This window comes from Lentibacillus cibarius (assembly GCF_005887555.1).
Classification (GTDB): Bacteria; Bacillota; Bacilli; order Bacillales; family Amphibacillaceae; genus Lentibacillus; species Lentibacillus cibarius.
The window spans coordinates 1,279,272-1,304,962 of the sequence record NZ_VCIA01000001.1 but is presented as its reverse complement, the minus strand read 5'-3'; the positions used below and the strand labels follow the sequence as shown (position 1 = coordinate 1,304,962).

The following is a 25,691-nucleotide window of genomic DNA, read 5'->3' as shown; positions in this document are numbered from 1 at the left end:
GATGGATAAAAGTCAGTTAAATGGTGTGAAACCATCAATTGTGATGGAGCAGCACAAACACATCTTTACCAAATCTGATAAGAAAATTTACGACTACATCCAATCCAATAGTGACCAAGTATTGTATCATTCATTGACTGAGTTATCGGAGGAAAGTGGTGTAGCCGAAGCGACGGTGCTGCGTTTTTTCCGTAAATTGGGATTTAAAGGATTTCAGGATTTTAAGTTTTTATTTGCACAAGAAGTCACCGTCCAGGACGACGATGCCCATGACGAGACGTACGCGGGTAAAATTAAACATAATATGGTCCAGGCCATCGAAAATTCGCATGAAATTATTGATGATGACGAACTGCAGAAGTGTGTAGACGCGATTGATGCTTCAGAAGATGTCGTTTTATTCGGGGTGGGCTCATCGGGAATTGCCGTATTAGATATGGAAAACCGACTCATGCGCATCGGCAAACACGTGACCGCTGTGACTGATCCCCATTTTCAATTCATGCGGGCTTCTTCCATGGATGAGAATACGGTGGTCATCGCTGTCAGCCTGACCGGTAGTACCAAGGACATTGTGGACTCGGTCGAGATTGCCAAGCAGCAAGACGCAACTATTATCGCGCTAACCAATTACATCAAATCACCACTAACGCAATTTGCCGACCACGTCCTGCTATCCTCGGCAAAAGAAAGCCCACTGGACAGCGGTTCACTCGTGGCCAAAGTGTCGCAGTTATTCTTAATTGATCTTATTTGCACCGGACTCACCATCAAAAATTACAAAACGGCCGAGAAAATCAAAATGGGCATCAGCAAAAATACCGCACGTAAGTTGTATTAAATGGAAACACGCGAGGGAGGTGTGATCAATATGAAAAAACGGATTGTATGTTTTGGTGATTCCAATACATGGGGCTATGACGCCGCAACCCAGGAGCGATTTTCCGAAGACATAAGATGGCCATGTCTGCTGCAGCAGCGGCTGGGCAATGACTATCAAGTCGTTGAAGAAGGCCTATCGGGGCGGACAAGCGTCTGTGATGATCCTCTAATCGAGGGGTTAAACGGTCTTGCTTACATCCAACCTTGTTTAATGAGCCATGCCCCATTGGAACTCGTTATCATCATGCTCGGCACAAACGATACGAAGGAACGATTCGGCTTAACCGCTTACAACATCGCACAAGCCATCACACGGCTTGCACATAAAGCAAAAAGCACCAACGCGGGAAGACAAGGAGGAGCCCCAAACGTATTAGTGGTAGCCCCACCTCCCATCGGCGCTGCGTACGCCACGACAGACATCAAGCATCCTATGGGCAAAGATTGTGACGTAAAATCAAGCGCATTTCCACGGCATTTACAGACATTGCTAAAAGGAACCGGCATTCACTTTTTAGATGCAGGCAGCACCGTATCCATGAACAACATCGATTATATGCATCTAAATCAAGAAGGCCACCAGCATATGGCTGAACAGGTGTTTGCATGGTGCCAGGCACTTTGACAATTCAGAATTGTGTGTTTGCATGGTGCCAGGCACTTTAATAATTCAGAGTTGTGTATGTGCCTGGCACTTAAGGGGGTGCGATCCAAAGGCAGCTGATTTTCGGCCCAGCCGAAAATCTCCCATTCAAAAAAGCCCACTTGCCACCCTATCGACAGCCCGTCCCGCCTCAAACACGATGAGACTCGGACATCCCAATAAATTCCCTTACCGCATATGGCAAATACTTATCCTTATTCCAGATCATTCCAAGTTCAAGATTGACCTCAGGTTTGGTAAACGGAATGCTTACCAGCCGATCATTTTCAATTTGCCTGCAGATGCGGCTTGGGAGCAGCGTCACACCAAGTTTGGCGCCGACCATCTCCATCATGAAATCTTTTTGTGAGCTTTCGCAGACGACTTTCGGTTCAAAGCCGTGTTCCGCACATACGGCCATAATTTTGTCATGAAGGGAAAAGTCGTGCCGATATAGGATGAGTGGTTCGTGCTTGATTTCCGCAAAATCAATAGCGGATCTGCCGGCCCATTGGTGGTCTTTGTGCACCACAAGCATTAATGGATCTTTTAGAAGTTGGATGATTTCGAGGTTTTCTTGCTGTGCCGGGAGATTGCATACCAAGCCAATATCGAGATCGCCCTCACTGACGCCTTGACTGATTTTATTGCTGCCGACTTCCGTTAATAAAAGATCAATAGAAGGATAGTTTTCTTTGTAGCGGCTGATAAACGTTGAAAAAAATGCGGCACCAATGATCGGGGGGATGCCGATTTTGATTTCTCCTTTTTTCAAATCAATCACATCATTCAGTTCGGCTGTCAGGTTGTCAAAAGCATCAAGAAGCACCTTCGCATTGACTAAAAAGGCTTCCCCTGCATCGGTCAATTCCAGCTGTTGTGCCCCCCGGTAAAAAAGTGGTGCACCAAGCTCCTGTTCAAGATTTTTGATTGTTTTGCTCAGTGATGGCTGGGAGATATGAAGGGTTGCAGCCGCACGTGTAACGTTCAGCTGACGGGCAACTTCCGCAAAACATGCGATTTGTCTAATGTCCATAGGAATCGATACCCCTTTTATAAAAATTACTCGCAACAGAAGGTCCAGGAAGGCCCAGGGGGACAGGAACCTTGGACCACTTTGGGCGGACCAGTGTGCCTGTCCCCCTGGTCCACTTGTTCTGATTATTATGTCTATTATACGTCAAGGTATAACTAAAAGGAATAGGGTACATGCAAAACATGTATTTTTGTTTTTGGTACGCTTGCAGTACACTATAGAAAAGGATTAAGGGGGAGGATTCGGGATGACAGATTATATCAAAACAGGCAATCTGCAAGTGGCCAAAGAACTTTATGATTTTGTGAATTCAGAGGCGCTTCCCGGAACAGGACTTGATCAGGCAACATTCTGGCAGGAACTGGGGAAGCTCGTGGCTGATTTGACACCAAAAAATAAAGCATTGCTGCATGAACGGGATACCATACAAAAGCAGATTGATGCGTGGCATAAGGAAAATAATGCGGTTGATTTAGACACCTATCAATCATTCCTTGAAGATATCGGTTATTTGGAGCCTGAAGTGGCGGATTTCAACATCACAACGGACCATGTGGATGAGGTCATTACGCATCAGGCGGGACCGCAGCTTGTCGTGCCGATTGATAATGCACGTTATGCCCTGAACGCTGCCAATGCACGCTGGGGATCGCTCTATGACGCCCTCTACGGAACCGATGTAATCAGTGAAGAGGATGGGGCTGAGAAGACTGCTTCCTATAACCCTGTCCGCGGGGAAAAAGTGATCGCTTTTGCTAAAAACTTTCTTGATGAACATGTACCACTCGAAGCGGCCTCTCATAAGGATGCTAAGAACTATACCATCCAAAACGGAACACTCGTTGTAACACTTGCAAATGGCGAGACAACCGGCCTGAAAGATACGGAGCAGTTCGCCGGTTTCCAGGGGTCTGCCGGTCAGCCGGAGACGATTTTACTCAAGCACAACGGGTTGCACGCGGAGATTCAAATTGATCCGAATCATCCAATCGGTAAAACGGACCCAGCTGGTGTGAAAGATGTGTTCCTGGAGTCGGCGACATCAAGCATTATGGACTGTGAAGACTCCGTGGCCGCAGTTGATGCAGAAGACAAAACGCTGATCTATCGTAACTGGCTCGGTTTGAATCGCGGTGACTTGACGGCCACATTTTCAAAAAACGGAAAAGACGTGACACGCGAGTTAAATCCTGATCGTACGTACACCGGCCCGAACGGGGAAGAAGTGAAATTGAACGGCCGTGTGCTCATGTTTGTGCGTAATGTTGGGCACTTGATGACGAACAGCGCCATGCTTGATGAAAATGGTGAAGAAGTGTTCGAAGGGATCATGGATGGTGTATTCACAAGCCTGATGGCAAAACACAGCCTGCTCGGCAACGGCCCGTATCAAAATTCACAAACGGGGTCTGTTTACATTGTGAAACCGAAAATGCACGGATCAAAAGAAGCGGCTTTTGCCAATGAATTGTTTGCACGTATTGAAGATATGCTCGACATGGCGCGCAATACGCTGAAAATCGGCTTGATGGACGAAGAGCGCCGAACAAGCTTGAACCTGAAAAACTGCATTTATGAAGTGCGCGAACGCGTCGTATTCATTAACACCGGTTTCCTTGATCGTACCGGGGATGAAATTCACACATCCATGGAAGCAGGTCCGATGATCAAAAAAGGTGACATGAAAACATCGACTTGGCTGAATGGCTATGAAAAAAATAATGTCCGTGTTGGTCTTGCTGCCGGATTGAAAGGAAAAGCGCAAATCGGGAAAGGCATGTGGGCAATGCCGGACTTGATGGCGGATATGCTCGAGCAGAAGATCGGACATCTGAAAGCAGGCGGCAACACGGCATGGGTACCGTCACCAACCGCAGCGACGTTGCACGCACTGCATTACCATCAGGTGAATGTAAACGATGTACAAGAAGATATTGAAAAAAATCATCTGGACAATTACAAGCATGATATGTTACACATACCGGTAGCGGGTGACGCAAAATGGTGGACGGCTGAAGAAATCCAGCAAGAGATGGATAACAGTGCACAGACATTGCTCGGCTATGTCGTCCGTTGGGTCGAGCAGGGCGTCGGCTGTTCCAAAGTCCCCGACATTAATGATGTTGCCTTGATGGAGGATCGTGCAACATTGCGCATCTCCAGCCAAATGCTTGCTAATTGGCTTTATCACGACATCTGCACGGAGGATCAAATGATGGACACATTGAAGCGAATGGCCAAAATTGTTGATAAACAAAATGCAGGTGACCTTGCATACCGTCCAATGGCGCCTGATTATGATGATTCGGTTGCATTCCAGGCGGCATGTGACCTGGTATTCAAAGGCCGTGAGCAACCAAGCGGCTATACCGAACCAATTTTGCATCAGCGCCGCCTTGAAGCAAAAGAAAAAGAAGCAATGAACCCAGCAAAATAAGTTGAAAAGCCAGCAGGAAAAGAGAGGGATGTTTAAACAGGCGCATGGCCTAACCTCCCGATTTTCCTGTTGGTTTTTTCGTGCATGGTGCCAGGCACTTTGATAATTCAGAATTGTGTATGTGCCCAAAGGCAGATGATTTTCGGCGAGGGCCGAAAATCGACCATTTAGAAAAGGGTCATCTAACTCGAGCGACAGCGGCCCGAACTCGAGCGACACGCACCGCAACTCGAGCGACAGCGGGCCGAACTCGAGCGACACGCACCCCAACTCGAGCGACAGGCCCGTCCACTCGAGCGGCGCGCACCCGAACTCGAGCGACACGCACCGCCCCAATGAACCTGTCCCCGCGGTTCGCGCCGCACCCAAAAGATGATTTTCGGCCACCGCCGAAAATCTACCATACCAATACAAAAAGCGGCTGTGCTAAATAAACAGCACAGCCACTTTCGATTGCAAGGCTTGTCTCACATCATGTGCTACGTTACGGCAAATGGTGGCTTGTCCAGGATGAATGTTATGGGGATTTAATAGTGACGGGGCCATCCGGTGAGGAGCAAGAGTCGATATCGCAAAGTTCACCGTTCTTTTCAATGGCTGGACGGTAGATGGTTAGGTGCGAGCACACGATGGCTTTGAATAACAGCAAATTAACAACCGTACTGCCACTTGCATCCGTCGTTAATAAATCCTGGTAAAAGTCAGCCTCGACAACTGGATCTGTTTCGATGATTTGGTCTCCGGGACGAGCGCCGGGACAATCCGTATGCTCTTGGAAAAAGATGCGGACAGGTATACTAAGTGTAACGGTTCCGCCGGTTACGACGACATCCAACGTGGCAGGAATATACCCCATATTAATCACTTTGTCTTTAATAACTGTTGCTTCCTGCTGAATAGCTGTGAAATCAGGCGATACGCGAATATTGACAAGTGCACCTCCCGTCAGCCCAAGTAACTGCTCAATTCCTCCAATCAATGAACCGGGTGTTATACCATTAACACCGGTCTCGCTGAGCGGGCCGAGTGCTGCCGGAAGAAGAAGCTCTGCTGACTTTTGCACTTCTTTCGAGCAGACCACGCGTTGCACAATAGCTCCCTGATCAGGATGCTGCGGTTTACACTTATGACAGTACTGCCCCTTCTGACAACCACACTTGTTGTAATGGTGATATTTTTTCGTCATCTAAATTTTCCTTTCCAATTATTAGGAGGTCCCCTTGCAAGGAACAAGCTCCTTACATTTATATATATTCAAGTAAAAGATAATTGTATAGATAGATATACTTGTACAACTATCTATTTTGGTGCCAGGCACTTTAACAATTCAGAATTGTTAAAGTGCCTGGCACCGCCGCACCGCACCCCCCCCCCCGCACCCCGTGTCACATTTGCCCGTGGGCTGAATACCTTAGGAGTGAGTCAAAATGAAAGGGATGATACGATGCAACACCATCAACATGGAATGCCTTATAATCAGGGATGCGGCCCTCAGCACACGAGTCCTTACACAAACGTAAAACCGCAATACATGGATCAGAACACCCACACCAAACAAATGTATGATATGTGTAAAAATTACCATTTGTATTTTGTGCAAGTGCAAACAATGGATGGATATATGTGTGATGGGATTATTGAAGATTTCGATGAGAACAGCGTCGTATTGCTCATGCCATATGGTGATATGGAAAGAGAGGAAGAAATGGACCGACAATACGGCGGCTTTGGTTATGGTGGCTACGGAAATTATGGTGGATATGATGGATACGGCTACGGAGGTTATGGCGGCTACGGTGGATACGGTTATCCTAGAAGATATCGTCGTTTCAGACGTCACCGGTTTCCGTTCTATGGAATAAACCGTCTATTTTTCCCATTCTTTTACTAATAGTTCCTTCTAAAAAAGAGGCCCCTTCATGGCGATGGAGCGGCCTCTTTTCATGCCCGTTCCGATGATTTTCGACCAAGTGCCAGGCACCCACACAATTCTGAATTGTGCAAGTGTCTGGCACCGCCGCCCCCGCGGTCCCCCGGTTCCCTCATCCGCCAATAAACGCCACGACCTTCTTCAACTGTGCTTGAATGGGTTCCTCCATGGTGATAAATGGACGTTCGTTCAAAAACAACAAGCCCAGCAGCATCGGAATGAAAACAATACTATATAGAGCCAACCTTTTAACAAGAAAATGATGTCTGTATGCAATCAGCATGGGGATGGCTAAGCCGATAGATATTCCAAGCATATTCGCAATCGCATCCAAAAACTCCGCACTCCTGCCAGGGACCATATATTGCCGATATTCTTCCGCCGTTCCGATCGTCACCAACACCATCCATAAATAGCTAAGTCTTTTTTTGACAGATTTCCGATCAGACAGGAGCATCACCATGATTCCCAGAAACGCGGAAAGAGCGGTATAGCTGAAAAAGTGCACCTGCTTATCCAATCCAAACATAAGATTATAATCAACTACCAATTCCCATCCCTCCTCTGGTTCCAGCATTGCCGGTACAGAAAGGAATTAGACCCAAGCTTCTGGTGCTTTCGGGCTAAAGAAAGGATTTTCGGCCGCCGCCGAAAATCAACCATTTAAAACCACCGCACCCCAGCCAGAACCCCCTGGCCCAATGTACCTTAGCGTGCTGCTCTTAATTGCAAGTGCGTTAGGAATCGGCACTGCTATGCGAAAAACCGGTCTTGCGGATTGGATTGCAAACGGATTGCTAGAGATCGGCCAGCCGCTAGGATTACTGGCGCTATTGTTTATTGTTTATTTTTTGACGAATTTGTTTACTGAAATGATTACCAATACAGCATCGGCAGTATTGATGCTGCCCATCGGAATTGAAATGGCTGAAACGGTAGGCGTGGATTCGGCCGGGTTTGCGGTGGTCATTGCCATTGCCGCATCCGCCAGTTTTATTACACCTATCGGTTATCAGACGAACCTGATTGTGTACGAGCCCGGCGGCTATACGTTCACGGATTATATGAAAGTAGGGCTGCCCCTCAGTCTCATGGTGATGGTGACATCGGTATTGATTATTTATAATGTATGGTTTTAATAGAGGAGGAATGGACATGGCTAAATCAGAAAATATTGTCTGGCATGACTCGAAAGTAACGAAAGCACACCGGCAGCAGCTAAATAACCGTAAGAGCGCTGTTGTATGGTTCACCGGCTTGTCTGGTTCTGGTAAATCAACCATTTCTGTGGAACTGGAGAAAGAACTGCATAACATGGGCGTGCGTACGTACCGTTTGGATGGGGATAATATCCGTCATGGCTTGAATAAGAATTTTGGCTTCAGCCCGGAAGACCGGAAAGAAAACATCCGCCGCATCGGAGAAGTATCGAAACTGATGGTCGATGCTGGATTGTTTACATTGTCCGCATTTATTTCCCCGTATCGTGAAGACCGCGATGAGGTGCGCGCATTAGTGGAAGACGGCGAATTCATTGAAGTGTTTGTCGACGCAAGTGTGGAGACCTGTGAAGAACGGGATCCAAAAGGGCTGTATAAGAAAGCACGCGCTGGCGAGATCAAAGGCTTTACAGGCATTGACGCACCATATGAAGCACCGGTTAATCCGGAAGTCACCGTTGATACGGATAAGCAGAGCCTGGAAGAATCCGTGCAGACAATTGTGGCGTACTTGCAAAAGAAAGGATACGTGGAATGATGGCAGACGTCAGTTTGAAGACACTGTTGGATATATCATTGGATGCCGGACGTGAAATTCTGGATGTGTATGAGCAGGACATTTCCGTGGAGACGAAAGATGACAATTCCTCGCTGACCGAAGCCACCAGCGCTCGCACCGGACGATTGTCGACGGGCTTCACAAGGCGTATGCATCGGTGCCCGTGTTGAGCGAGGAAGGGGCCGACATTCCGTATGCGGATAGGAAAGACAGGACGGTGTTTTTCCTGGTTGATCCGTTGGACGGTACGAAAGAATTTATAAAAAAGAATGGCGAGTTCACAGTCAATATCGCGCTGATTGAAGACGGCTACCCGGTGATGGGGGCTATTTATGCACCCGCTTTGGACACGTTTTACTTTGGTAAGGCTGGTTTGGGTGCGTTTAAGCTGGAAAGTGCATCAGAGGCTAATGTAGTTGGTGATAACGAGCTTGTTGAGGCGAGTGTGCGTCTGCCGCTTGTCGAGCCGGGCGACGTTGTCCATGTGGTTGCAAGCCGGTCGCATATGTCTGCTGAGACGGAGGCATTTATTGAAGGGTTGCGCGATGGTGAGCGAGAAATCGATGTCGTCTCGGCCGGAAGTTCGCTCAAGTTTTGCTTAGTGGCAGAAGGGAAAGCTGACTATTATCCGCGCTATGCCCCGACGATGGAGTGGGATACCGGCGCCGGTCAAGCTATTGTTGAGGCTGCAGGTGGAAGCGTTTTGAGATATGAGGATGGCGAGAGGTTTGATTATAATAGAGAGAGAATTTGACGAATGGGTGGTTTTTGGCGAAGGGGTAGGAATTGATTTGGCACTCTTGAAGGAGTGTCATTTTTATTTTGGGGGAGGCGTTTATGTAGTAGTGGACCGACTCGAGCGTTAGACGGGTCAACTCGAGCGATAAGGCGTACAACTTGAGCGAGGGTCGGACAAACTCGAGCGACAGCAGCCCCTACTCGAGCGAGAACACGATCCGCTCGAGCGACAACGATTATCCCGCGCTATTCCAAAAGGATGATTTTCGGCAGCTGCCGAAATCGAGACCGAGGCATTCATCCAGGAACTGCGCGGCGGTGCCAGCGAGGTTGACGTCGTCTCCGCCGGTAGCTCGTTGAAGTTCTGTCTCGTCGTCGAGGGCAAAGCCGACTACTACCCGCGCTACGCCCCGACGATGAAATAGGACACCGGCACCGGCTAGGCCATAGTTGAAGCGGCCAGCGGTAGAGTTGTGGATATGAGGATGGCGAGAGGTTTGATTATAATAGAGAGAGAATTTGACGAATGGATGGTTGTTGGTGAAGGGGCAGGAATTGGTATGGCACTCCTGAAGGAGTGTCATTTTAATTTTGGGAGGTTTTGCAGGATTTTGTTGTTTGTTGTAGAAATAGTGAAGTAGTCTTGTCATAGGGGTGTAGATTCCTCAGGAGAATGGAAAGATGGAAGTGGAGAACAAGTAGGAGGAGCTTACATTTGTCCAAACTGTCATGGAAGTTCTTTTTTCCACCTATTGGAACCCAAGAACCTGGGCCAAAATTGGGCAGGAAATAATAATGTACCGAAAAGCTTGAATACTATTTATGAGGAATATGCCTCAACCAAGAAGTCGAATGAAATCATGGTACATACCTACAGCCATTTGTATAATATCTCGGCAACCGGCCAGCGTTTCTTTACCGTTTATGATCTCATGGGGTGTCCAGGCATGGTATTTCGGCTTCACGGATAAATGTTTCAACAGCGAATCGATCAACATCTTCAACAACTGTGATTTTGAGAATGATTTGTATCGTAATTTCACCTACATTGACGATATTATCATCGGAGTGGAACGGCTTTTGGGCAATCAACCTGAGAGCGAAGACGGCGCACCGCACCGCGTCTTCAATATTGGCAACAACAGCCCAGAGAAACTGATGACATTCATCGGTGCACTAGAAAATGGCGCTGAGCAATTCATTAGGCCATGATGTCTAATTCAATAAAGTCTATGAACCAATCAAGCCAGGCGATGTCTCAGCAACCTATGCATCGACCGATTTACTTTATCAGGCAGTCGGTTTCAAACCGGAAACATCCATTCAAGATGGCCTGCAGAAATTTGCCGATTGGTATGTCGATTACTATCAGGTGAAGTAAGTTAATAACAATGTTGGCAATGATGGATTTGGTTAATTACAACGTCTAAGCTAATGAATGATTATTCATTTAAATGAAGGAGGACACAATGGGTAACTCTACTAATGAATTTAAGGAGAAATTGCCAAAATATCATCACTTGGAAAATATTCGTGGTAAGCTTTGGTCCGAAGATGGAAAAAGTAGAGTTTCTGTGATGATTGGATCTGGTTTTAGTTTAAATGCAAATAAAATTGATGAATCACTTGATGGTATGATGACTTGGCCAGAACTTAAAGAAAAAATTTTGGAAGGTTTAGGTATAGATGATAATTCAATAAATGAAGATGTTCTGGAATTAAGTCAAAGATATGCAGATGAATATGGAAGAGACAGCTTAGATGAATTCATTAGTGTTGCATAAAATTTTTTGGTTTTGTCAAACACCCTATAAGTTCCAGTGAATGTCTTTTCTAAATATTCAGTACAATTATCTTGGTTTTTTATGAAAAAAAGTCAAAGGGGATATGACCGGTAGTTCTTATCCACAATTTACATTTATTTCCATCATATACTGTTAAAAAAAATAACGGATCATACGTTAAGTCGTTAAGATGAGCCACCTCGCCTTCTTCAAATTGGCTTACAATATGTTGAAATTCTTTCTCCCAGTTATACTTTTTACGACCTTTTGACGTTCTTGTTGGTTTACGGAACAGAGACCGCAAAAATTCTTCCAATGGGCTGAATAAAAGGTTTTTGAGCGTTCGTTTTAATTCTAATAGCGATCCTTCATGATGAAATTTCAACTGTAATAACACTTGTAAGCAGTACGTGATTAACGCGATCCAAATTTGTGTGTAAACGGCATTTTCGCTTTTGCCATAAAATGATTTTATTTTTAAATGCTGCTTCATCCACTTGAAAAATGTTTCGATTTTCCAGCGATAGCGGTATAAATCACCAATCTCTTTGGCAGATAGTTCGAAACAGTTAGTAACAATGACAACCACATTGCCTTCGCTATCTTTTGTTTTAATAAGGCGCAAGGGTTGCGTCATTTTGGTTCCATTTTGCACACTGCCCAGGTACACTTCCTGATCAAGAAAAATGTTGTTTTCCGTGTCCGGAACTTGTTCCGAGATAACCTCTATTTCTGCATTTTTCTTTGTTCTTGTGACAAACCGAACATCATCAAAGCAAAGTTTATCAAATTGCTTATAGTCATTGTAGCCCCGGTCAAACAAATGAATGGCGTTTGAATCAATATCGATTAATTCATCCATCTGGGATCTATCCGCATGCTTGGCTGGCAGCATAACAGCTTTGTCAGGCATGGTTATATCCTTTGTCACGACTACTCGCAAGTGGAGTCGAACACCTGACTTCGTTTTGCGAAACGTTGCCCAGGGATACTGGCTCAAACTCATCGACATAGTGGATGAATCAATAACCAGTAGTTTTCCAATATCACGTATCATCGATGGATGTTTCATTAGCGCTTGTGTCTCGAACACCAGATGTCTAAATACCTTTTCAAATATTCGAGGAGTGAGATTACACTGTTTCCGGGATAGTTGTGACGTACTAATGGTGTCCACTTCAATCTTCTGTTGGATGTCCTGATTATCCTTGAGTTGTTTCGATAGCTCTCTTAAACTTTCGGTCTCATTCAGTTGCGCAATAATCAACAGTTCCAGGAATTTGTAGGCCGTCAGTTTTTTTATGTACTGATCAATATCCGTAACGTTGATCACGTTTAAAAATTTTTGTTCATCAAGTACCTTGAACAGTTCATTTATTGTGGATTTTGTGGTATTCTTGTCCATACGGTGTCTCCTTGTAATGGGATTTGGACAGAACTACCTAATCCCTATTATAAGGGGATTTTTTATTTATTTAAAGACTTTATCACCATAATTCCCAATATTCCGTAATTAATTTTAGAAGGAGTATTGATTGACAAAATAGTTTTTTATTTATGCAATACTAATGGTTCGAATTAAATATTTTAAAAGGTATGTATCCGACCATTCCTGAAATGATCATTTTTAATGACTTAAAGGTCCATTGGAATTTATACTTGGAGGACGGGAAAAATAAACAGCTAAATCATCAAGAGCGATTTAAGATGATGACAGATGTAAAATATAGAGAGTTAGAAAATAAAATTGGAGGAATGCAAAGGAATTTAGTTTTTTTGTCTGTAACTTTTGTAGAGGCTTGTCTGTATGATTTCTTTTACAATATAAAACAAGGCAATCATGAGGAAACGAGAGAAGTGAGAGATGTATTAAATAAAAAGAAGATAAATGATAAACAAATTATTGAAAATATCATTTACAAATTATATCCGGATGCAGTAGAGAAGATCAAACCACATTACGCCAATTATAAAGAAGTTTTAAATTATAGAGACAGGTATGTGCACGCATCGCCATTTACGGATGAATCAAGGCATATATCTCACTTGCAGCCTTTGTTCCAGGTAACGAGAGGTAAAACAATTGAGTTTCTTCAGTATTCTTATGATTTCATTCGTCAAGTAGATGATATTCTTCCAGATAAATATAAAATGTTATTTTGGATGTTTGATGCTGAAGTGAATTTTTATAATGAGGAGTCGTTACAACTTACTAATAACCGGTCCAGGTTAAGTAAAATTGGCTATTATGATTAAGTATTAAACTTCTTTAGACTGCCGTTATTGCAATACAGTAATATAGTATAGCTGCCTGTCACTTACCGGATATATATGCACCGGCATTAGACTTATTTTATTTTGGACGGGTTGGTGACGGTGCATACAAATTGGAAAACGCCTCAAAGGTGGATGTAGCGAGCGAACAAGACTTGAAAGAGAAAAGTGTACGTTTACCTGAGGTGGAAGAGAGTAAGGTGACACGCGCAGTTGCCAGTAGGTCCCATATGTCTAAGGAAACGGAAGCTTTTATCAAAGAGCTGGAAGCAAAGCACGGGGAAGTAGAAGACGGGGAAGTAGAAGTTGTCTCGTCTGGTAGTTCTTCAAAGTTTTGCCTAGTGGCTGAAGGAAAGGCAGACTACTATCCGCGATATGCACCAACGCACCAACGATGGAGTGGGATACCGGTGCAGGATAAGTCATTGTTGAAGTAGCTGGTGAAAAGGTTACGCGGTATGAGGGTAAAGAGCGGTTTTATTATAACCGGGAAGAATTGTTGAATGGATGGTTTTTGGTAGTACTGTGAGTTGTTAGTGGTCTCGCGTTGTTGGAGTCATTTTAGGACAGGTGGTGTGGGATTTGGCAGTTACACTAGCGGAAAGCTCGTTCAAACGGGCGCGTACCGGTGTGACGGGCAGGGTGGCTTGAGTGAGAGTGGGTTTGGCTCGAGCGACAGAGCGCGCAACTCGAGCAATGATTATGCCATCGACAACACGCTCCATCCAGAAGGAACAACGGGAATGAGTATGCATATCGCTATACCGCATGGCAAGTCGGCTGCTTTTAAAAAAACAGCCGTAGCATTTGGTATCCAGCGCGATGGCGTTGACTGGAACAGTATGGACGGTACGTATGCAAAACTTATCTTCTTAATTGCTGTACCGGAAGAACAAGCAGGAAATGATCACTTGAAAATCCTGCAAATGCTCTCACGCCGATTAAGGGACGATAATTTCCGCGAACAGCTGCTACAGGTGAAATCAACAGATCCAGCATATGACCTGCTTCAAACAATAGAATAAGGAATTAAGGGGGATCTCGAGTCGCCAAACTGAAGTTCAGTCATGAGAACCGCCCTACTTTTGTTAAAGCTGACGAAACACGTCATTCCAAACACGCTGCTCCTGTTCGGTGTTAATGACGGGTTTGAATCTGAATTGGTGATAAATAGAGAGGGCGGCGAGGCTGGTCGCCTGGGTTGGTTTTTAAAAAGGCTGTTTGATGGTAATGGTGGAGTAATTGCATGGCTTTGGCGACAAGCGGTTTGCCGAGTTTTTTCCTTTGGTATGCAGGTTTTATTTCTACCCAGTGCAGCCGGCCGATGGTGGTTTGATTCCATTCACCAAACCAGGCTGCAGCTGTGCCGGCAATTTGGCCGTCATGCGTTTCGATAAAAATAATACGTTTTTTAACCTCATTTAAATAAGGTTTGAATTCACGATCAAATCGCTGAAGAGCTTGTGTTTCGCTCGCGAACTCACCGGTTTCAGTTACAATTTTTGTCCAATGTTTTACGTCGGAATCATACGAAAAAATCCGGAAGTGATAACCGTCCGGTAGCCGATAATCTGGCAGCCTGCTTAAGTCATGTGTCATATATAAAGGAATTGGATTCATCAAATCACCACATTCTTCAGGAGATATGCCAGCATTATATCATAGAAAATCTGAGGGGGACACGGGGGCGGTTCTCATGTTTCTAAAAATGATTATGAAAACAAAAAACCGTCCCAATGTTTCCGAATGGAGGTATTCAAGTGTACAGTGAACCGATTTTTTTGCAACCTGTGTTTCAGGAACGTATATGGGGTGGGCAGAAGCTGCAAGCGGATTTTAATTATGCTATTCCATCTGATCATACTGGGGAAGCTTGGGGAATTTCCGCGCATCCGAATGGACCGAATCTAATCGAAAACGGTCCGCTGAAAGGAAAAACGTTAAGGCAGGCTTGGAACGAATACGGGGAACTATTTAATCGAAAAGCGGATAATAATGAAGATTATCCATTACTTGTTAAGATTTTAGATGCTAAAACGGATTTATCTGTTCAGGTCCACCCGGATGATTCATACGCCCGTGAGGTTGAAAATCAGCCGTATGGCAAGACAGAGTGCTGGTATGTCTTAAGCGCTGAACCGGATGCTGAACTCGTTCTTGGTCATCATGCTAAGACAAGGGAAGAACTGGATCAACTGCTGGCTGCCGGTGAGTGGGACAAGCTCTTAAAGCGTGTAAAGGTAAAAGCCGGTGATTTTGTTCATGTGCCAAGTGGTACGATTCATGCGATTGGCAGCGGCATTGTGATTTTGGAGACCCAGCAAAGTTCTGATATTACGTATCGCGTTTATGATTATGACCGGACAGATGCTGAAGGGAACAAGCGTGAACTGCACCTTGATAAAGCTGCGGACGTTACAACAATTCTGGATCAGCCTGCTGTTGCAAATCAGTTTGACCTCGTCACAGAAGGCGATTTGACGATAAAACGTTTGGTTGAAGATCCATATTTCACGGTGGAGCACTGGGAGTTGGGTGGAACTGTAAAGCGTGAATTAACGAGCGATTTTCTGCAGGTTAGTGTTGTGGAGGGAAATGGAAAGATTGTGGTTGGTGATGCGGCGTTCGACCTTGAAAAAGGCACAAACTTTATCGTGCCAAATACTGTAAAGGGTTATAAACTTACCGGTGAGGCCTCGTTTATTGTTTCATGGGTGTGAGCAGACTTTTCACAAATGAGTACAATTTCAGGAAGGCAGTTTTAAAACTTGCCTTCTTTCTTTAATCTATTATTAAAAAGTTCATAAACTTTAAATGCTCATGTGTAAAGCGTGGTACTTAACCTAATCGGTAAGTACCACGCTATTTCTAATTACTGAGGTTTGTCCCAGTGTTTATTTAAAGATTTAGAAGTCGATTAAAACGTTTTGCCTAGCAAGACTTTCCTGCATATAACGGAAAAACAATGCATCCAAATGTAAGCGTTTTTATTTTATAATGTAGTTATTCAAGATAAACGAGGAGGAATTAAACGATGAAACAAATTTTATTGGCATGCGCATCTGGAATGTCTACGAGTTTATTAGTTAAAAAAATGGAGGAAGAAGCGGAAAACAGGGGAATCGACGTTAAAATATGGGCGGTCGCTCAGGACAAAGCTGTTAAGGAACTGGGAAATGCTGATGTTCTGTTGATTGGCCCCCAAATGCGGTTTATGAAGAAAAAATATTCAAAGACTGCTGAAGAAAAAGGTACACCGCTCGATGTTATCGACCCTGTTGCATACGGTCGTGTAGATGGCAAAGCTGTTCTTGATCATGCACTTAAGTTGATTGATGGCTAATTGATTTGTAAAGGGGGAGAATTACAATGAACAGCAACAAACTCATGGATATGCTTGAGAACTTTTTGATGCCGATTGCGGAAAAGTTGAACAATAACCGTCATTTAACAGCCTTGCGCGATGGTTTTATGATTGCATTGCCACTAATTATTTTTGGATCAATTTTTGTCGTGCTGGCTAATTTACCATTTTTGGATATGTTGATAGGCGAAGAGGCTTATGCTACCTATCAGGACGCACTGGGGCCAGCATCGGCTGCAACACTTAGTATCATGGGTACATTTGTTATTATTGGTATTGGTACGAAACTAACAGAGTCATATGGGATTGAAGGAATCTTTGGCGGTGTGGCAGCATTTGCGTCATTTCTTATTCTGACACCGCAGACGGTTGAAGACGTGTCAGGGGTTATCCCAACGGCTGTACTCGGCGCGGAGGGGATGTTTGTAGGTATATTCACGGCGTTCCTTGCTGCAGAATTATACCGGTTCTTTGTCCAAAAGAATTTGACCATTAAAATGCCTGCAGGTGTACCGGACGCCGTATCCCGCTCATTTAGTGCATTAATTCCGATCACACTAACGTTAAGTGCATTTTTAGTTATACGGATTATATTCAGTTATACACCATTTGAGACCGTTCAAAACCTTATTTATACCGTTATCCAAGAACCGTTGACTGCTTTGGGAAGCGGATTGCCGGCTACTATTATTGCTGTGCTTTTGATTCAACTGTTTTGGTTCTTTGGTCTACATGGACAAATTTTAATCAATTCGGTGTTTGACCCAATCTGGTATGCGCTTAATGATGAGAACCTTCAAGCCTTTCAGGCTGGAACAGAGCTGCCGAATATTGTGACAAAACAGTTTATTGATACATTCCTAGTCGGTATGGGCGGCTCGGGTATGACACTTGCAGTTGTAATCGGTATATTCCTGATTGGACGAAGCCGGCAGCTGAAAGAACTTGGCAAATTGGGTGGTCCCCCAGGTATCTTTAACGTTAACGAACCAATTATTTTTGGACTGCCTATCATCATGAATCCGTTGGCACTTATTCCTTGGCTCTTAGCGCCGGTAGTTATTACACTTACCACGTATTTTGCAATGGCAACAGGACTGGTGCCAAAACCGGCCGGTATCATCGTTCCGTGGACAACGCCAATCGGAATCAGTGGTTTTATGGCAACAGGAAATGCTTGGCAAGGGGCAGTTCTGCAGTTCTTTAATATGGCAGTCGTTTTCTTAATATGGTGGCCGTTCCTGAAAATCCTTGATAAAAGTTACTACGAATCAGAGAAAAAGGAAGGAAATGAATAACCCGATTCCGCAGCAAATCAATAACCCGTATATAAGTTTACAGGAAATTATCTTTCTTTAGAGGTGAAGACACGTGACAGCAAATAATATTACCGAAATTGCTTTTCAAATTATTCTTTATGCTGGCAATGGCAAGTCCAATGCAATGGAAGCCATACAGGAAGCAAAGGAGGGGAACTTTGCAAAATCGGATGATCTGATAGAAGCGGCCGGTGAGGAGCTTAATAAAGCGCACGATTACCAAACGAAATTGCTCCAGGGTGAGGCTAATGGTGAGGAGTCGCCACTAAACCTCATGCTGGTGCATTCCCAGGACCATCTCATGACTTCCATGACAGTTCGGGATCTCGCAGTTGAACTCGTAGAAATTTACCGAAATAAATAGAAAGGTGGTATTCTAATGACACTATCATATCAATTTCCTAAGGACTTTTGGTGGGGAAGCGCGACTTCAGCTACACAAATCGAAGGGGCTGCATCAGAAGGAGGTAAGGGTAAGAACATTTGGGACCATTGGTATGAAACGGAACCTAATCGTTTCTTTGATAATGTGGGACCGGAAACGACGTCTGATTTCTATCATCGCTATAAAGAAGATATTCAAAGAATGAAAGAAATTGGTCATAATACATTCCGTTTCTCAATCTCATGGGCAAGACTGATTCCGGGTGGACGCGGTGAAACTAACGAGGAAGCTGTGACATTTTATAACAATGTGATTGATGAACTTCTCGCCAACGGTATTGAACCTTTCGTTAATTTGTTTCATTTCGATATGCCATTGGAATTGCAAGAAGAAGGTGGATGGGAAAACAGAGATGTGGTAGATGCCTTTGAGCAATATGCGGATGAATGCTTCCGACTATTCGGTGACCGCGTATCAAAATGGTTCACATTTAACGAACCTATCGTACCAGTCGAAGGTGGCTATTTGTATGACTTTCATTATCCGAATATTGTTGATGCCAAGCGCGCCTTCCAGGTTGCCTATAACACGATGATCGGGCATGCTAAAGCAGTTGAAGCATTCAGAAAGCACGACATAAAAGATGGTCAGATTGGTATCATCCTGAATTTGACACCGTCATACCCGAGAAGCCAGAATCCAGCTGATTTGAAGGCCTCAAAAATTGCGGATTTATTTTTTAACCGAAGCTTTTTGGATCCGGCTGTTTTGGGTGAATATCCGCAGGAGCTGATCAATCTTTTGGAGGAATATGGACATCTGCCACAAACCAAAAAAGGTGACTCAGACTTATTGAAATCCAATACAGCGGACATTCTTGGTGTTAACTACTATCAGCCACGCCGAGTTAAAGCAAAAGAAAGTATGCCCAATCCGTATAGTCCGTTTATGCCGGACTGGTTTTTCGACATGTATGAGATGCCCGGACGGAGAATGAACCCGTATCGCGGCTGGGAAATCTATGAAAAAGGCGTCTATGACATTATGATGAACTTAAAAGTAAACTACGGCAATATTCCATCATTTATATCTGAAAATGGTATGGGTGTGCAAAACGAGGAGCGGTTTATTGAAAATGGCGAAATTCAGGATGACTATCGGATTGATTTTATCCGGGAACATTTAAAATGGCTCCATCAAGCAATTGAAGAGGGGGCAAACGCAAAAGGATACCACCTGTGGTCTTTCATGGATAACTGGTCATGGATGAACGCATATAAGAACCGATACGGATTTTTCTCAGTTGATTTGGAAACGAAAGAGCGAACAGCAAAGAAAAGTGCTCATTGGATGAAGTCTGTTGCCGAAAATAATGGGTTTTAATTAGAAAGGGGGACAAAAAGATGGACGGTCTTAAGATTGTCACAATAGGCGGTGGCTCCAGTTACACGCCTGAGCTTATCGAGGGGTTTATCAAACGGTACGATGAACTGCCTGTCAAGGAGTTGTGGCTTGTTGATGTCCCGGAAGGTAACGAAAAGCTAAAAAACGTTGGTGCACTAGCAAAACGCATGGTTGAAAAGGCAGGCGTTCCGATTGATATTAAGCTGTCATTAGATCGGCGAGAAGCACTGCCTGGGGCTGACTTTGTAACAACCCAAATCCGGGTCGGTCAACTGGGGGCACGTGCTAAAGATGAAACGATTCCGTTGAAATATGGCGTTATTGGACAGGAAACTAATGGGCCAGGTGGTCTTTTTAAAGGTTTGCGGACGATTCCGGTTATTTTGGATATTTGCCGTGATATAGAAACGTTATGCCCAGATGCATGGCTTATTAACTTCTCGAACCCGGCTGGTATGGTAACTGAAGCCGTTTTGCGTTACAGCAATATCTCAAAAACAATCGGTTTGTGCAATGTTCCGATCGGCATGCGGATGGGCATCAGTGAAATGCTCGGTGTTGATGTGGAGCGGGTACACATTGACTTTGCTGGATTAAATCATATGGTGTACGGATTGAATGTATACCTGGACGGCAAAAACATTACTGACGATGTGTTGAATAAACTGGTGAGCGGTGAAGGAATGACGATGAAGAATATTGTCAATTTAGGTTGGGAAAAAGACTTTATTAAAGCATTGGGTGCTTTACCATGTCCTTATCATCGCTATTATTACCAAACAAGCAAAATGCTGGAAGAGGAACAGAAAGACTATGCTGAAAAAGGGTCACGAGCCGAAGTTGTGCAGCAACTTGAAAATGAATTGTTTGAATTGTATAAGAATACTGAGCTTTCGGAGAAGCCCAAGCAGCTGGAAGAACGCGGTGGCGCTTACTATAGTGATGCGGCCTGTAGTTTGATTAATTCGATTTATAATGATAAACAAGACATTCAACCGGTGAACACACGTAATAATGGTGCGATTGCAAGCATCCCGGCTGAATCGGCAGTTGAAGTGAATTGCGTTATAACGAAAGACGGACCTCGGCCGATTGCTGTAGGTGACTTGCCAGTAGCTGTTAGGGGGCTTGTTCAGCAAATAAAATCATTTGAACGGGTGAGTGCAGAAGCAGCAGTAATGGGTGATTATCATAAAGCATTGCTTGCCATGGTAATTAATCCTCTTGTTCCATCTGACTCAATTGCTAAAGATCTTCTTGATGAAATGTTGGAAGCACATCGCTATTATTTGCCTCGCTTTAATGAAAACGTAGTGTCTTAAAGCTTTTTGGACAGGAAACACTAGTGTTGCAACGCTAGTGGGCAGGAATGGATTAAGGATAAGGAGAAAATAGGATGTCAAACGCCAGAATGAAATACATCTTGCGGGAACTGATGACGTCAGAGGCGCCGCTGACAGGTGAATATTTGGCAAATCTCAATCAGGTCACTACCCGGACGACACGTAATGATGTAAAAGAACTTAACAACATTATTTTGGAATATGGGACCCTGATACATTCTGTCATGGGACAAGGCTACCAGTTGGAAATCATTGACGACCACAAATTCAGATTATTTCTCAGAGACTATTTTGATGAAGAATTACCTCATGGCAGCCGATACCCCAGTATTCCTGAAGAACGTACAGAATATCTGATCAGACGTTTTTTACTGAGTAACCATTATTTAAAATTGAATGATTTAGCTGACGAGATCTTCGTCAGTAAATCAACCATTCAAAATGATTTAAAAAATGTTAAAAAAGTACTTGATCATTATGATATTAACCTGGAATCGAGACCTGGCCATGGTTTAAAGGCTGTTGGAGATGAACTCAAGCTCCGATTTTGTATGGCTGAATATGTTTTTGACCGCACTGAGGAATTGCAGGAAAGACTTCCAGAGGAACTATTTTCTTCTTTTTCCAAAAAAGATAAGAACGCTGTCCTGCAAATTATAGTTGATGAGGTCAAAATCAATGATATAACATTATCAGATATTGCCATCAATAACCTCTTGATTCATTTACTTATCGCCTATAAGCGAATCAAGGACGGGCACCAAATTTCATTGTATCAAACAGATTTCAAGGAAATTACCGAACAACGCGAATTCAAAGTTGCTGATCGTATTTTAAAAAAAGTTGAACAGACGTTAGAGGTGACGTTTCCGGAAGAAGAAGTTGCGTATGTTGCAATTCATCTACTGGGAACGAAAATGGTATCAGCCGACGAAAATCTTAACGAGACGAACGTTGAGCATCTGATTGATCCAACTACACGTGAGCTGGTTAATGCGATTCTCATTAAGATAGAAGATAAAATGAATTTGAAAATAAATCGTGATCAGGAGTTGATGGTAGCGCTAGGTTTGCATTTGAAACCTGCGATTAATCGTTATAAGTATGGGATGAATATACGGAATCCAATGCTGAACGATATCAAACGGAATTATCCATTCGCATATGAAGCTGGCATCATAGCTGGGTTAGCAATAGAAGAACATACCGGTTCTGAAATAGATGAAAATGAAATCGGTTATTTGGCCCTGCATATTGGGGCAGCTATGGAACGGAATAAAATGAATGCACAACCCAAGCGCTGTCTGGTTGTTTGCGCATCCGGTCTGGGCAGTTCCCAGCTGTTATTTTACCGGATTAAGTCAAAATTTGAAGGCAAATTGGAAGTTGTTGGAACGACCGAATATTATAAACTAAACCAGTATGATCTGAGTTCAATAGATTTTATTATCAGTTCTGTGCCAATACCGGATAACATATCGACACCGGTGCTTGAAGTGAACGCTATTCTCGGCAAACAGGATATAGAAAATATTGAGTCATACCTGAATGAGAACGAGCAATCAATTTATGAATATTTTCGACCTGAGCTGATGCACTTAAGAAAAGATTTCGATTCCAAAGCATCTGTATTACGCTTTATGTCGGAGCGTTTACAAGAACTTGGTTTAATTGATGATACCTTTTTGACATCCATTTATGAACGGGAAGAATTCGCTACAACAGCTTATGGGAATCTAGTAGCCATTCCCCACCCGATTACACCACATTCAGACGAGACCTTTTTATCAGTCTGTACTCTTAAATCGCCAATTACATGGGGAGGAAAGCCTGTCCAATTTGTCTGTGGACTGAGTGTGAAACGAAACAGTACGGAAGATTTACAGTCAATGTACGAGATGCTGGGCCGTATCATTGACAGTCCAGCACTTGTCCAAAAACTGATTAAAGCAGACACGTATGAAGAATTCGTAAAGGTATTATTACGGGACAAGGGGACGTGATCACTGTTCCCCTGCGAATCACAGGAGCATCGGAATGAGCTGTCGGTTTAAAACGTGTAGACTGACAGCTTTTTTAGGGTCATAGAATTATCTATGTGCTTTTGAATTAATAATTTTGAGGAGAGTGATCATTAATGATAGGTGGAATAGAAGCAGGCGGAACAAAGTTTGTTTGTGCAGTCGGAGACCGTGAAGGGGAAATTTTTGATAAAATCAGTCTGCCAACAGTAGAGCCTGAGAAAACGTTACAGGCGGTCAACCAATTTTTTCACCATTATTCGATTGAAGCGCTCGGTGTCGGCAGCTTTGGGCCGATTAATTTGGACACTCGTGAAGATACATACGGAACGATTTTGAACACACCCAAAATAGAATGGAAGCATTTTGACTTATTAGGAAGATTGAAAGCCGATTTTGAGGTTCCGGTTTATTTGGACACGGATGTCAATGCTGCGTGTCTGGGCGAATATCTTTATGGCGCCGGGAGAGATTCGGCGAGTGTGCTTTACATAACCATTGGGACAGGAATTGGTGCTGGATTTGTGCACAACGGACGCACTTACCAAGGAAAAAGCCATCCCGAAATGGGGCATATTTTTGTCCGGAAGCAAGATAATGATAAGTTTGCCGGCGCTTGTCCATACCACGGAAATTGCTTGGAAGGCCTTGCTTCAGGTACAGCGATTGAACAACGGACCGGTGTGCGAGGTCATTTATTGCCAAGTCATGATGAGATATGGGATCTTGAAGCATATTACTTAGCCCAGGCGGTTACTAATTATATGATGATTTTATCACTGGAACGGATAATTCTGGGTGGCGGTGTTATGAAACAGAAAAAAATGTACGGTATGATTCGAAGTAAGGTTCGGGAATTTGTAAATGATTATGTGCCAATTGGTGATGTTGACAAGTTGATTGTTGCCCCGGAGCTGGAAAATGAGCAGGGGGTTAAGGGTGCTATGGCATTGGTCACGGGTTGAATGTGTTTCCTATATAAATTGTGCCACCTAGAAAGGGAGGGTATAAACTTGTTGTCATAGAGAAATAGCAAACGATATTGGCCTGATTGTACTTTACCCTGAACCCAAGCGGGGAGACAACGGGACGGGAGACAGAGGGACGTGATCACTGTCCCCCCCGGTCGGAATAACGACTGAAACGGTCGAGCGGCTGACTCGAGCAACGGTAACGTCACCCAAGGGCCTGTCATCATGGGTGCGAGGTCCTTGGGCATGACCGGGTGCTGACGTGATATGGGCGCGTGTGTATGTGGAATGGGCCGGAGCACAATCAAAATGAGCGCGAGTTCTTCGGTATGGGCTGGAACACGGAAGAATGGGCGGGAATTTTCCGATATGGACTGCAGCACTGAAATATGAGCGCGAAGTCATGCTAATGGGTCGGACAACTGTTCATTCATCATGACCAGCAACCAAACAACATGGGCTGCAATCCGCGGAACCAGCCCACTCGAGCGAGAACACGCTCCACTCGAGCAATGATTGTGCCATCGACACCACGCCCCATCCGAAGGATAGAACCTCCACGTCACTTGAAGCAAGCCGTGAAACAGATTATTTAGCGGACCAGGAAATGAACCACAACATGAACCAGCATGTGACCCACTTAGCGAATCACCAGCCGGCCACCTTGTGAACCACACTACGGCCCACCATACAGACCCATTAGTTAAACAATACAAAACAAAACCAAACCAGATGAAACCAAACAATACAACTACAGCAGCTGACGCAGATGCATTTGTGTTTTACCAAAACAACTTTGTCCCCATCAGCCCATTTATGTCCGTCACTTTGATGAATTGGGTGGCTGACCTCGGGGAGGAACTCGTCCCTGGACGCGATGCACGACATCCGAGCGCAGCAAGAGCAACTGGAGCTATGTGAAGGGGATTCTGCAAGCGTGGGTGAAGAAAGGCATCACGACAGTTGAAGATGCCAAGGCCGAAGAAGCAGCATTTCGCCGGAGTCGGCAGCAAGGGGGGCGTATGTATGCCGCCCAGACGAATGAAGTTATACCAGATTGGTTCTATGAGCAAAAACGTCAGGAGAAGCTGAAGCGAGAGAAGGAACAGGCAGCAGAAGAATCCCGTGATAGGACGGCCGAGTGGAAAGAAACAGAACGGCTATTGGCGAAGTATAGTGGGTGAGTTTGAGGATAACCCCATTTCCAAAGGTTGATTTTCGGCAGCTTCCGAAAATCGTACAACATAGAATGTATCTTCTGCGGTTCATTAAAGTTTTGACTAGTGGCGAGGGAAAAGCAGATTATTGTCCCGATATGCACCAATAATGGCGGGATACCTGTGCAGGAAAAGCTATTGTTGGAGCAGCAGGTGGAAAGGTT

26 protein-coding genes and 2 pseudogenes are annotated in these 25,691 nt (G+C 44.2%); 22 read left to right on the top strand and 6 right to left on the bottom strand.

All coding sequences use genetic code 11. The annotated features are described in order from the left end of the window. The first annotated feature begins 1 nt into the window (after position 1). On the top strand, positions 2 to 841 hold the full coding sequence (locus FFL34_RS06265) for a MurR/RpiR family transcriptional regulator (protein ID WP_171046296.1): 840 nt from the start codon (positions 2 to 4) through the stop codon (positions 839 to 841). Between the two features lie 30 nt (positions 842 to 871). Next, on the top strand, positions 872 to 1,507 hold the full coding sequence (locus FFL34_RS06260) for an SGNH/GDSL hydrolase family protein (protein WP_138602478.1): 636 nt from the start codon (positions 872 to 874) through the stop codon (positions 1,505 to 1,507). 169 nt (positions 1,508 to 1,676) lie between these two features. Here FFL34_RS06260 and FFL34_RS06255 read toward each other — a convergent pair whose 3' ends face one another. Then, on the bottom strand, positions 1,677 to 2,561 hold the full coding sequence (locus tag FFL34_RS06255; protein WP_138602476.1) for a LysR family transcriptional regulator: 885 nt from the start codon (positions 2,559 to 2,561) through the stop codon (positions 1,677 to 1,679). A gap of 247 nt (positions 2,562 to 2,808) precedes the next feature. Here FFL34_RS06255 and FFL34_RS06250 point away from each other — a divergent pair, with 247 nt between their 5' ends. After that, on the top strand, positions 2,809 to 4,998 hold the full coding sequence (locus tag FFL34_RS06250) for a malate synthase G (RefSeq protein ID WP_138602474.1): 2,190 nt from the start codon (positions 2,809 to 2,811) through the stop codon (positions 4,996 to 4,998). 517 nt (positions 4,999 to 5,515) lie between these two features. Here the strand turns inward: FFL34_RS06250 and FFL34_RS06245 are convergent. Continuing rightward, positions 5,516 to 6,184 (bottom strand): hypothetical protein, encoded by a 669-nt coding sequence (locus FFL34_RS06245; protein ID WP_138602472.1) that lies wholly within the window; start codon positions 6,182 to 6,184, stop codon positions 5,516 to 5,518. A 258-nt stretch (positions 6,185 to 6,442) separates the two neighbouring features. On the opposite strand from FFL34_RS06245, the gene FFL34_RS18445 reads away from it, so the two are divergent. After that, positions 6,443 to 6,889 carry a hypothetical protein gene (locus FFL34_RS18445; protein ID WP_176961134.1) on the top strand — a complete coding sequence of 149 codons (447 nt, stop codon included), beginning with the start codon at positions 6,443 to 6,445 and terminating at the stop codon, positions 6,887 to 6,889. Between the two features lie 151 nt (positions 6,890 to 7,040). Here FFL34_RS18445 and FFL34_RS06235 read toward each other — a convergent pair whose 3' ends face one another. Continuing rightward, positions 7,041 to 7,478 (bottom strand): VanZ family protein, encoded by a 438-nt coding sequence (locus FFL34_RS06235; protein ID WP_171046295.1) that lies wholly within the window; start codon positions 7,476 to 7,478, stop codon positions 7,041 to 7,043. Between the two features lie 151 nt (positions 7,479 to 7,629). Between FFL34_RS06235 and FFL34_RS06230 the strand changes: the two genes are divergently transcribed. The 3 genes from FFL34_RS06230 to FFL34_RS06220 all read left to right on the top strand — a co-directional run bounded on the left by FFL34_RS06230 (position 7,630) and on the right by FFL34_RS06220 (position 9,461). Continuing rightward, positions 7,630 to 8,067: an SLC13 family permease gene (locus tag FFL34_RS06230; protein ID WP_138602468.1), complete on the top strand. Its 438-nt coding sequence runs from the start codon at positions 7,630 to 7,632 to the stop codon at positions 8,065 to 8,067. A gap of 16 nt (positions 8,068 to 8,083) precedes the next feature. Further along, positions 8,084 to 8,686, top strand: a complete 603-nt coding sequence (cysC, locus tag FFL34_RS06225; RefSeq protein WP_138602466.1) for an adenylyl-sulfate kinase — start codon at positions 8,084 to 8,086, stop codon at positions 8,684 to 8,686. A gap of 178 nt (positions 8,687 to 8,864) precedes the next feature. Next, a complete protein-coding gene (locus FFL34_RS06220; protein ID WP_234031443.1) occupies positions 8,865 to 9,461 on the top strand; it encodes a 3'(2'),5'-bisphosphate nucleotidase CysQ family protein in 597 nt (198 codons plus the stop codon). Between the two features lie 220 nt (positions 9,462 to 9,681). On the opposite strand, the gene FFL34_RS18180 is transcribed toward FFL34_RS06220, so the two are convergent. Further along, entirely contained in the window at positions 9,682 to 10,095 is a 414-nt protein-coding gene (locus tag FFL34_RS18180) for a hypothetical protein (RefSeq protein ID WP_171046294.1), read from the bottom strand. A gap of 180 nt (positions 10,096 to 10,275) precedes the next feature. On the opposite strand from FFL34_RS18180, the pseudogene FFL34_RS06210 reads away from it, so the two are divergent. Continuing rightward, positions 10,276 to 10,826, top strand: a pseudogene (locus FFL34_RS06210) (Rossmann-fold NAD(P)-binding domain-containing protein); the annotation flags it as partial. Between the two features lie 88 nt (positions 10,827 to 10,914). Further along, the gene (locus FFL34_RS06205) at positions 10,915 to 11,229 is read left to right on the top strand and encodes a penta-EF hand family protein (RefSeq protein WP_138602464.1); all 315 of its coding nucleotides are present in this window, start codon (positions 10,915 to 10,917) and stop codon (positions 11,227 to 11,229) included. 79 nt (positions 11,230 to 11,308) lie between these two features. Here FFL34_RS06205 and FFL34_RS06200 read toward each other — a convergent pair whose 3' ends face one another. After that, the gene (locus tag FFL34_RS06200) at positions 11,309 to 12,634 is read right to left on the bottom strand and encodes an IS4 family transposase (protein WP_234031442.1); all 1,326 of its coding nucleotides are present in this window, start codon (positions 12,632 to 12,634) and stop codon (positions 11,309 to 11,311) included. Between the two features lie 302 nt (positions 12,635 to 12,936). On the opposite strand from FFL34_RS06200, the gene FFL34_RS06195 reads away from it, so the two are divergent. The 3 genes and pseudogenes from FFL34_RS06195 to FFL34_RS06185 form a co-directional block, all read left to right on the top strand. Then, complete coding sequence (locus FFL34_RS06195; protein WP_138602462.1) at positions 12,937 to 13,485, top strand: hypothetical protein; 549 nt, start codon at positions 12,937 to 12,939, stop codon at positions 13,483 to 13,485. Positions 13,486 to 13,616: 131 nt separating this feature from the next. Beyond that, positions 13,617 to 13,940, top strand: a complete 324-nt coding sequence (locus FFL34_RS18585) for a hypothetical protein (protein WP_234031441.1) — start codon at positions 13,617 to 13,619, stop codon at positions 13,938 to 13,940. 210 nt (positions 13,941 to 14,150) lie between these two features. Next, positions 14,151 to 14,528, top strand: a pseudogene (locus FFL34_RS06185) (PTS sugar transporter subunit IIA); the annotation flags it as partial. Between the two features lie 112 nt (positions 14,529 to 14,640). Here FFL34_RS06185 and FFL34_RS06180 read toward each other — a convergent pair. Then, a complete protein-coding gene (locus FFL34_RS06180; protein ID WP_138602460.1) occupies positions 14,641 to 15,123 on the bottom strand; it encodes a GNAT family N-acetyltransferase in 483 nt (160 codons plus the stop codon). A 140-nt stretch (positions 15,124 to 15,263) separates the two neighbouring features. On the opposite strand from FFL34_RS06180, the gene manA reads away from it, so the two are divergent. From manA to FFL34_RS06130, 10 genes are all read left to right on the top strand, one after another. After that, positions 15,264 to 16,223 carry a mannose-6-phosphate isomerase, class I gene (gene manA / locus FFL34_RS06175; protein WP_138602458.1) on the top strand — a complete coding sequence of 320 codons (960 nt, stop codon included), beginning with the start codon at positions 15,264 to 15,266 and terminating at the stop codon, positions 16,221 to 16,223. 314 nt (positions 16,224 to 16,537) lie between these two features. Then, positions 16,538 to 16,846, top strand: a complete 309-nt coding sequence (locus tag FFL34_RS06170) for a PTS sugar transporter subunit IIB (protein WP_138602456.1) — start codon at positions 16,538 to 16,540, stop codon at positions 16,844 to 16,846. A gap of 26 nt (positions 16,847 to 16,872) precedes the next feature. Continuing rightward, positions 16,873 to 18,165 (top strand): PTS cellobiose transporter subunit IIC, encoded by a 1,293-nt coding sequence (gene celB / locus FFL34_RS06165; protein WP_138602454.1) that lies wholly within the window; start codon positions 16,873 to 16,875, stop codon positions 18,163 to 18,165. Positions 18,166 to 18,238: 73 nt separating this feature from the next. After that, the gene (locus FFL34_RS06160) at positions 18,239 to 18,550 is read left to right on the top strand and encodes a PTS lactose/cellobiose transporter subunit IIA (protein ID WP_267900359.1); all 312 of its coding nucleotides are present in this window, start codon (positions 18,239 to 18,241) and stop codon (positions 18,548 to 18,550) included. A 15-nt stretch (positions 18,551 to 18,565) separates the two neighbouring features. Then, positions 18,566 to 19,954: a glycoside hydrolase family 1 protein gene (locus FFL34_RS06155; protein ID WP_138602452.1), complete on the top strand. Its 1,389-nt coding sequence runs from the start codon at positions 18,566 to 18,568 to the stop codon at positions 19,952 to 19,954. Positions 19,955 to 19,974: 20 nt separating this feature from the next. Beyond that, a complete protein-coding gene (locus tag FFL34_RS06150) occupies positions 19,975 to 21,297 on the top strand; it encodes a 6-phospho-beta-glucosidase (protein ID WP_138602450.1) in 1,323 nt (440 codons plus the stop codon). A 74-nt stretch (positions 21,298 to 21,371) separates the two neighbouring features. Then, a complete protein-coding gene (locus FFL34_RS06145) occupies positions 21,372 to 23,321 on the top strand; it encodes a BglG family transcription antiterminator (RefSeq protein ID WP_138602448.1) in 1,950 nt (649 codons plus the stop codon). Positions 23,322 to 23,455: 134 nt separating this feature from the next. After that, positions 23,456 to 24,304: an ROK family protein gene (locus tag FFL34_RS06140; RefSeq protein WP_138602446.1), complete on the top strand. Its 849-nt coding sequence runs from the start codon at positions 23,456 to 23,458 to the stop codon at positions 24,302 to 24,304. A gap of 672 nt (positions 24,305 to 24,976) precedes the next feature. Next, complete coding sequence (locus FFL34_RS06135; RefSeq protein WP_138602444.1) at positions 24,977 to 25,231, top strand: hypothetical protein; 255 nt, start codon at positions 24,977 to 24,979, stop codon at positions 25,229 to 25,231. A 20-nt stretch (positions 25,232 to 25,251) separates the two neighbouring features. After that, a complete protein-coding gene (locus tag FFL34_RS06130) occupies positions 25,252 to 25,494 on the top strand; it encodes a hypothetical protein (protein ID WP_138602442.1) in 243 nt (80 codons plus the stop codon). Positions 25,495 to 25,691 lie beyond the last annotated feature (197 nt).

What these genes read in the sequence shown, in the direction of transcription:
- FFL34_RS06170 (WP_138602456.1), top strand. Translation starts at nt 16,538, where the DNA reads ATGAAACAAATTTTATTGGCATGCGCATCTGGAATGTCTACGAGTTTA.
- FFL34_RS06265 (WP_171046296.1), top strand. Translation starts at nt 2, where the DNA reads ATGGATAAAAGTCAGTTAAATGGTGTGAAACCATCAATTGTGATGGAG.
- FFL34_RS06230 (WP_138602468.1), top strand. Translation starts at nt 7,630, where the DNA reads ATGTACCTTAGCGTGCTGCTCTTAATTGCAAGTGCGTTAGGAATCGGC.
- FFL34_RS06255 (WP_138602476.1), bottom strand. Translation starts at nt 2,561, where the DNA reads ATGGACATTAGACAAATCGCATGTTTTGCGGAAGTTGCCCGTCAGCTG.
- FFL34_RS18445 (WP_176961134.1), top strand. Translation starts at nt 6,443, where the DNA reads ATGCAACACCATCAACATGGAATGCCTTATAATCAGGGATGCGGCCCT.
- FFL34_RS06200 (WP_234031442.1), bottom strand. Translation starts at nt 12,634, where the DNA reads ATGGACAAGAATACCACAAAATCCACAATAAATGAACTGTTCAAGGTA.
- FFL34_RS06150 (WP_138602450.1), top strand. Translation starts at nt 19,975, where the DNA reads ATGGACGGTCTTAAGATTGTCACAATAGGCGGTGGCTCCAGTTACACG.
- FFL34_RS06145 (WP_138602448.1), top strand. Translation starts at nt 21,372, where the DNA reads ATGTCAAACGCCAGAATGAAATACATCTTGCGGGAACTGATGACGTCA.
- cysC (WP_138602466.1), top strand. Translation starts at nt 8,084, where the DNA reads ATGGCTAAATCAGAAAATATTGTCTGGCATGACTCGAAAGTAACGAAA.
- FFL34_RS06260 (WP_138602478.1), top strand. Translation starts at nt 872, where the DNA reads ATGAAAAAACGGATTGTATGTTTTGGTGATTCCAATACATGGGGCTAT.
- FFL34_RS06205 (WP_138602464.1), top strand. Translation starts at nt 10,915, where the DNA reads ATGGGTAACTCTACTAATGAATTTAAGGAGAAATTGCCAAAATATCAT.
- FFL34_RS18180 (WP_171046294.1), bottom strand. Translation starts at nt 10,095, where the DNA reads ATGACAAGACTACTTCACTATTTCTACAACAAACAACAAAATCCTGCA.
- FFL34_RS06195 (WP_138602462.1), top strand. Translation starts at nt 12,937, where the DNA reads ATGATGACAGATGTAAAATATAGAGAGTTAGAAAATAAAATTGGAGGA.
- celB (WP_138602454.1), top strand. Translation starts at nt 16,873, where the DNA reads ATGAACAGCAACAAACTCATGGATATGCTTGAGAACTTTTTGATGCCG.
- FFL34_RS06245 (WP_138602472.1), bottom strand. Translation starts at nt 6,184, where the DNA reads ATGACGAAAAAATATCACCATTACAACAAGTGTGGTTGTCAGAAGGGG.
- FFL34_RS06140 (WP_138602446.1), top strand. Translation starts at nt 23,456, where the DNA reads ATGATAGGTGGAATAGAAGCAGGCGGAACAAAGTTTGTTTGTGCAGTC.
- FFL34_RS06155 (WP_138602452.1), top strand. Translation starts at nt 18,566, where the DNA reads ATGACACTATCATATCAATTTCCTAAGGACTTTTGGTGGGGAAGCGCG.
- FFL34_RS06180 (WP_138602460.1), bottom strand. Translation starts at nt 15,123, where the DNA reads ATGAATCCAATTCCTTTATATATGACACATGACTTAAGCAGGCTGCCA.
- FFL34_RS06250 (WP_138602474.1), top strand. Translation starts at nt 2,809, where the DNA reads ATGACAGATTATATCAAAACAGGCAATCTGCAAGTGGCCAAAGAACTT.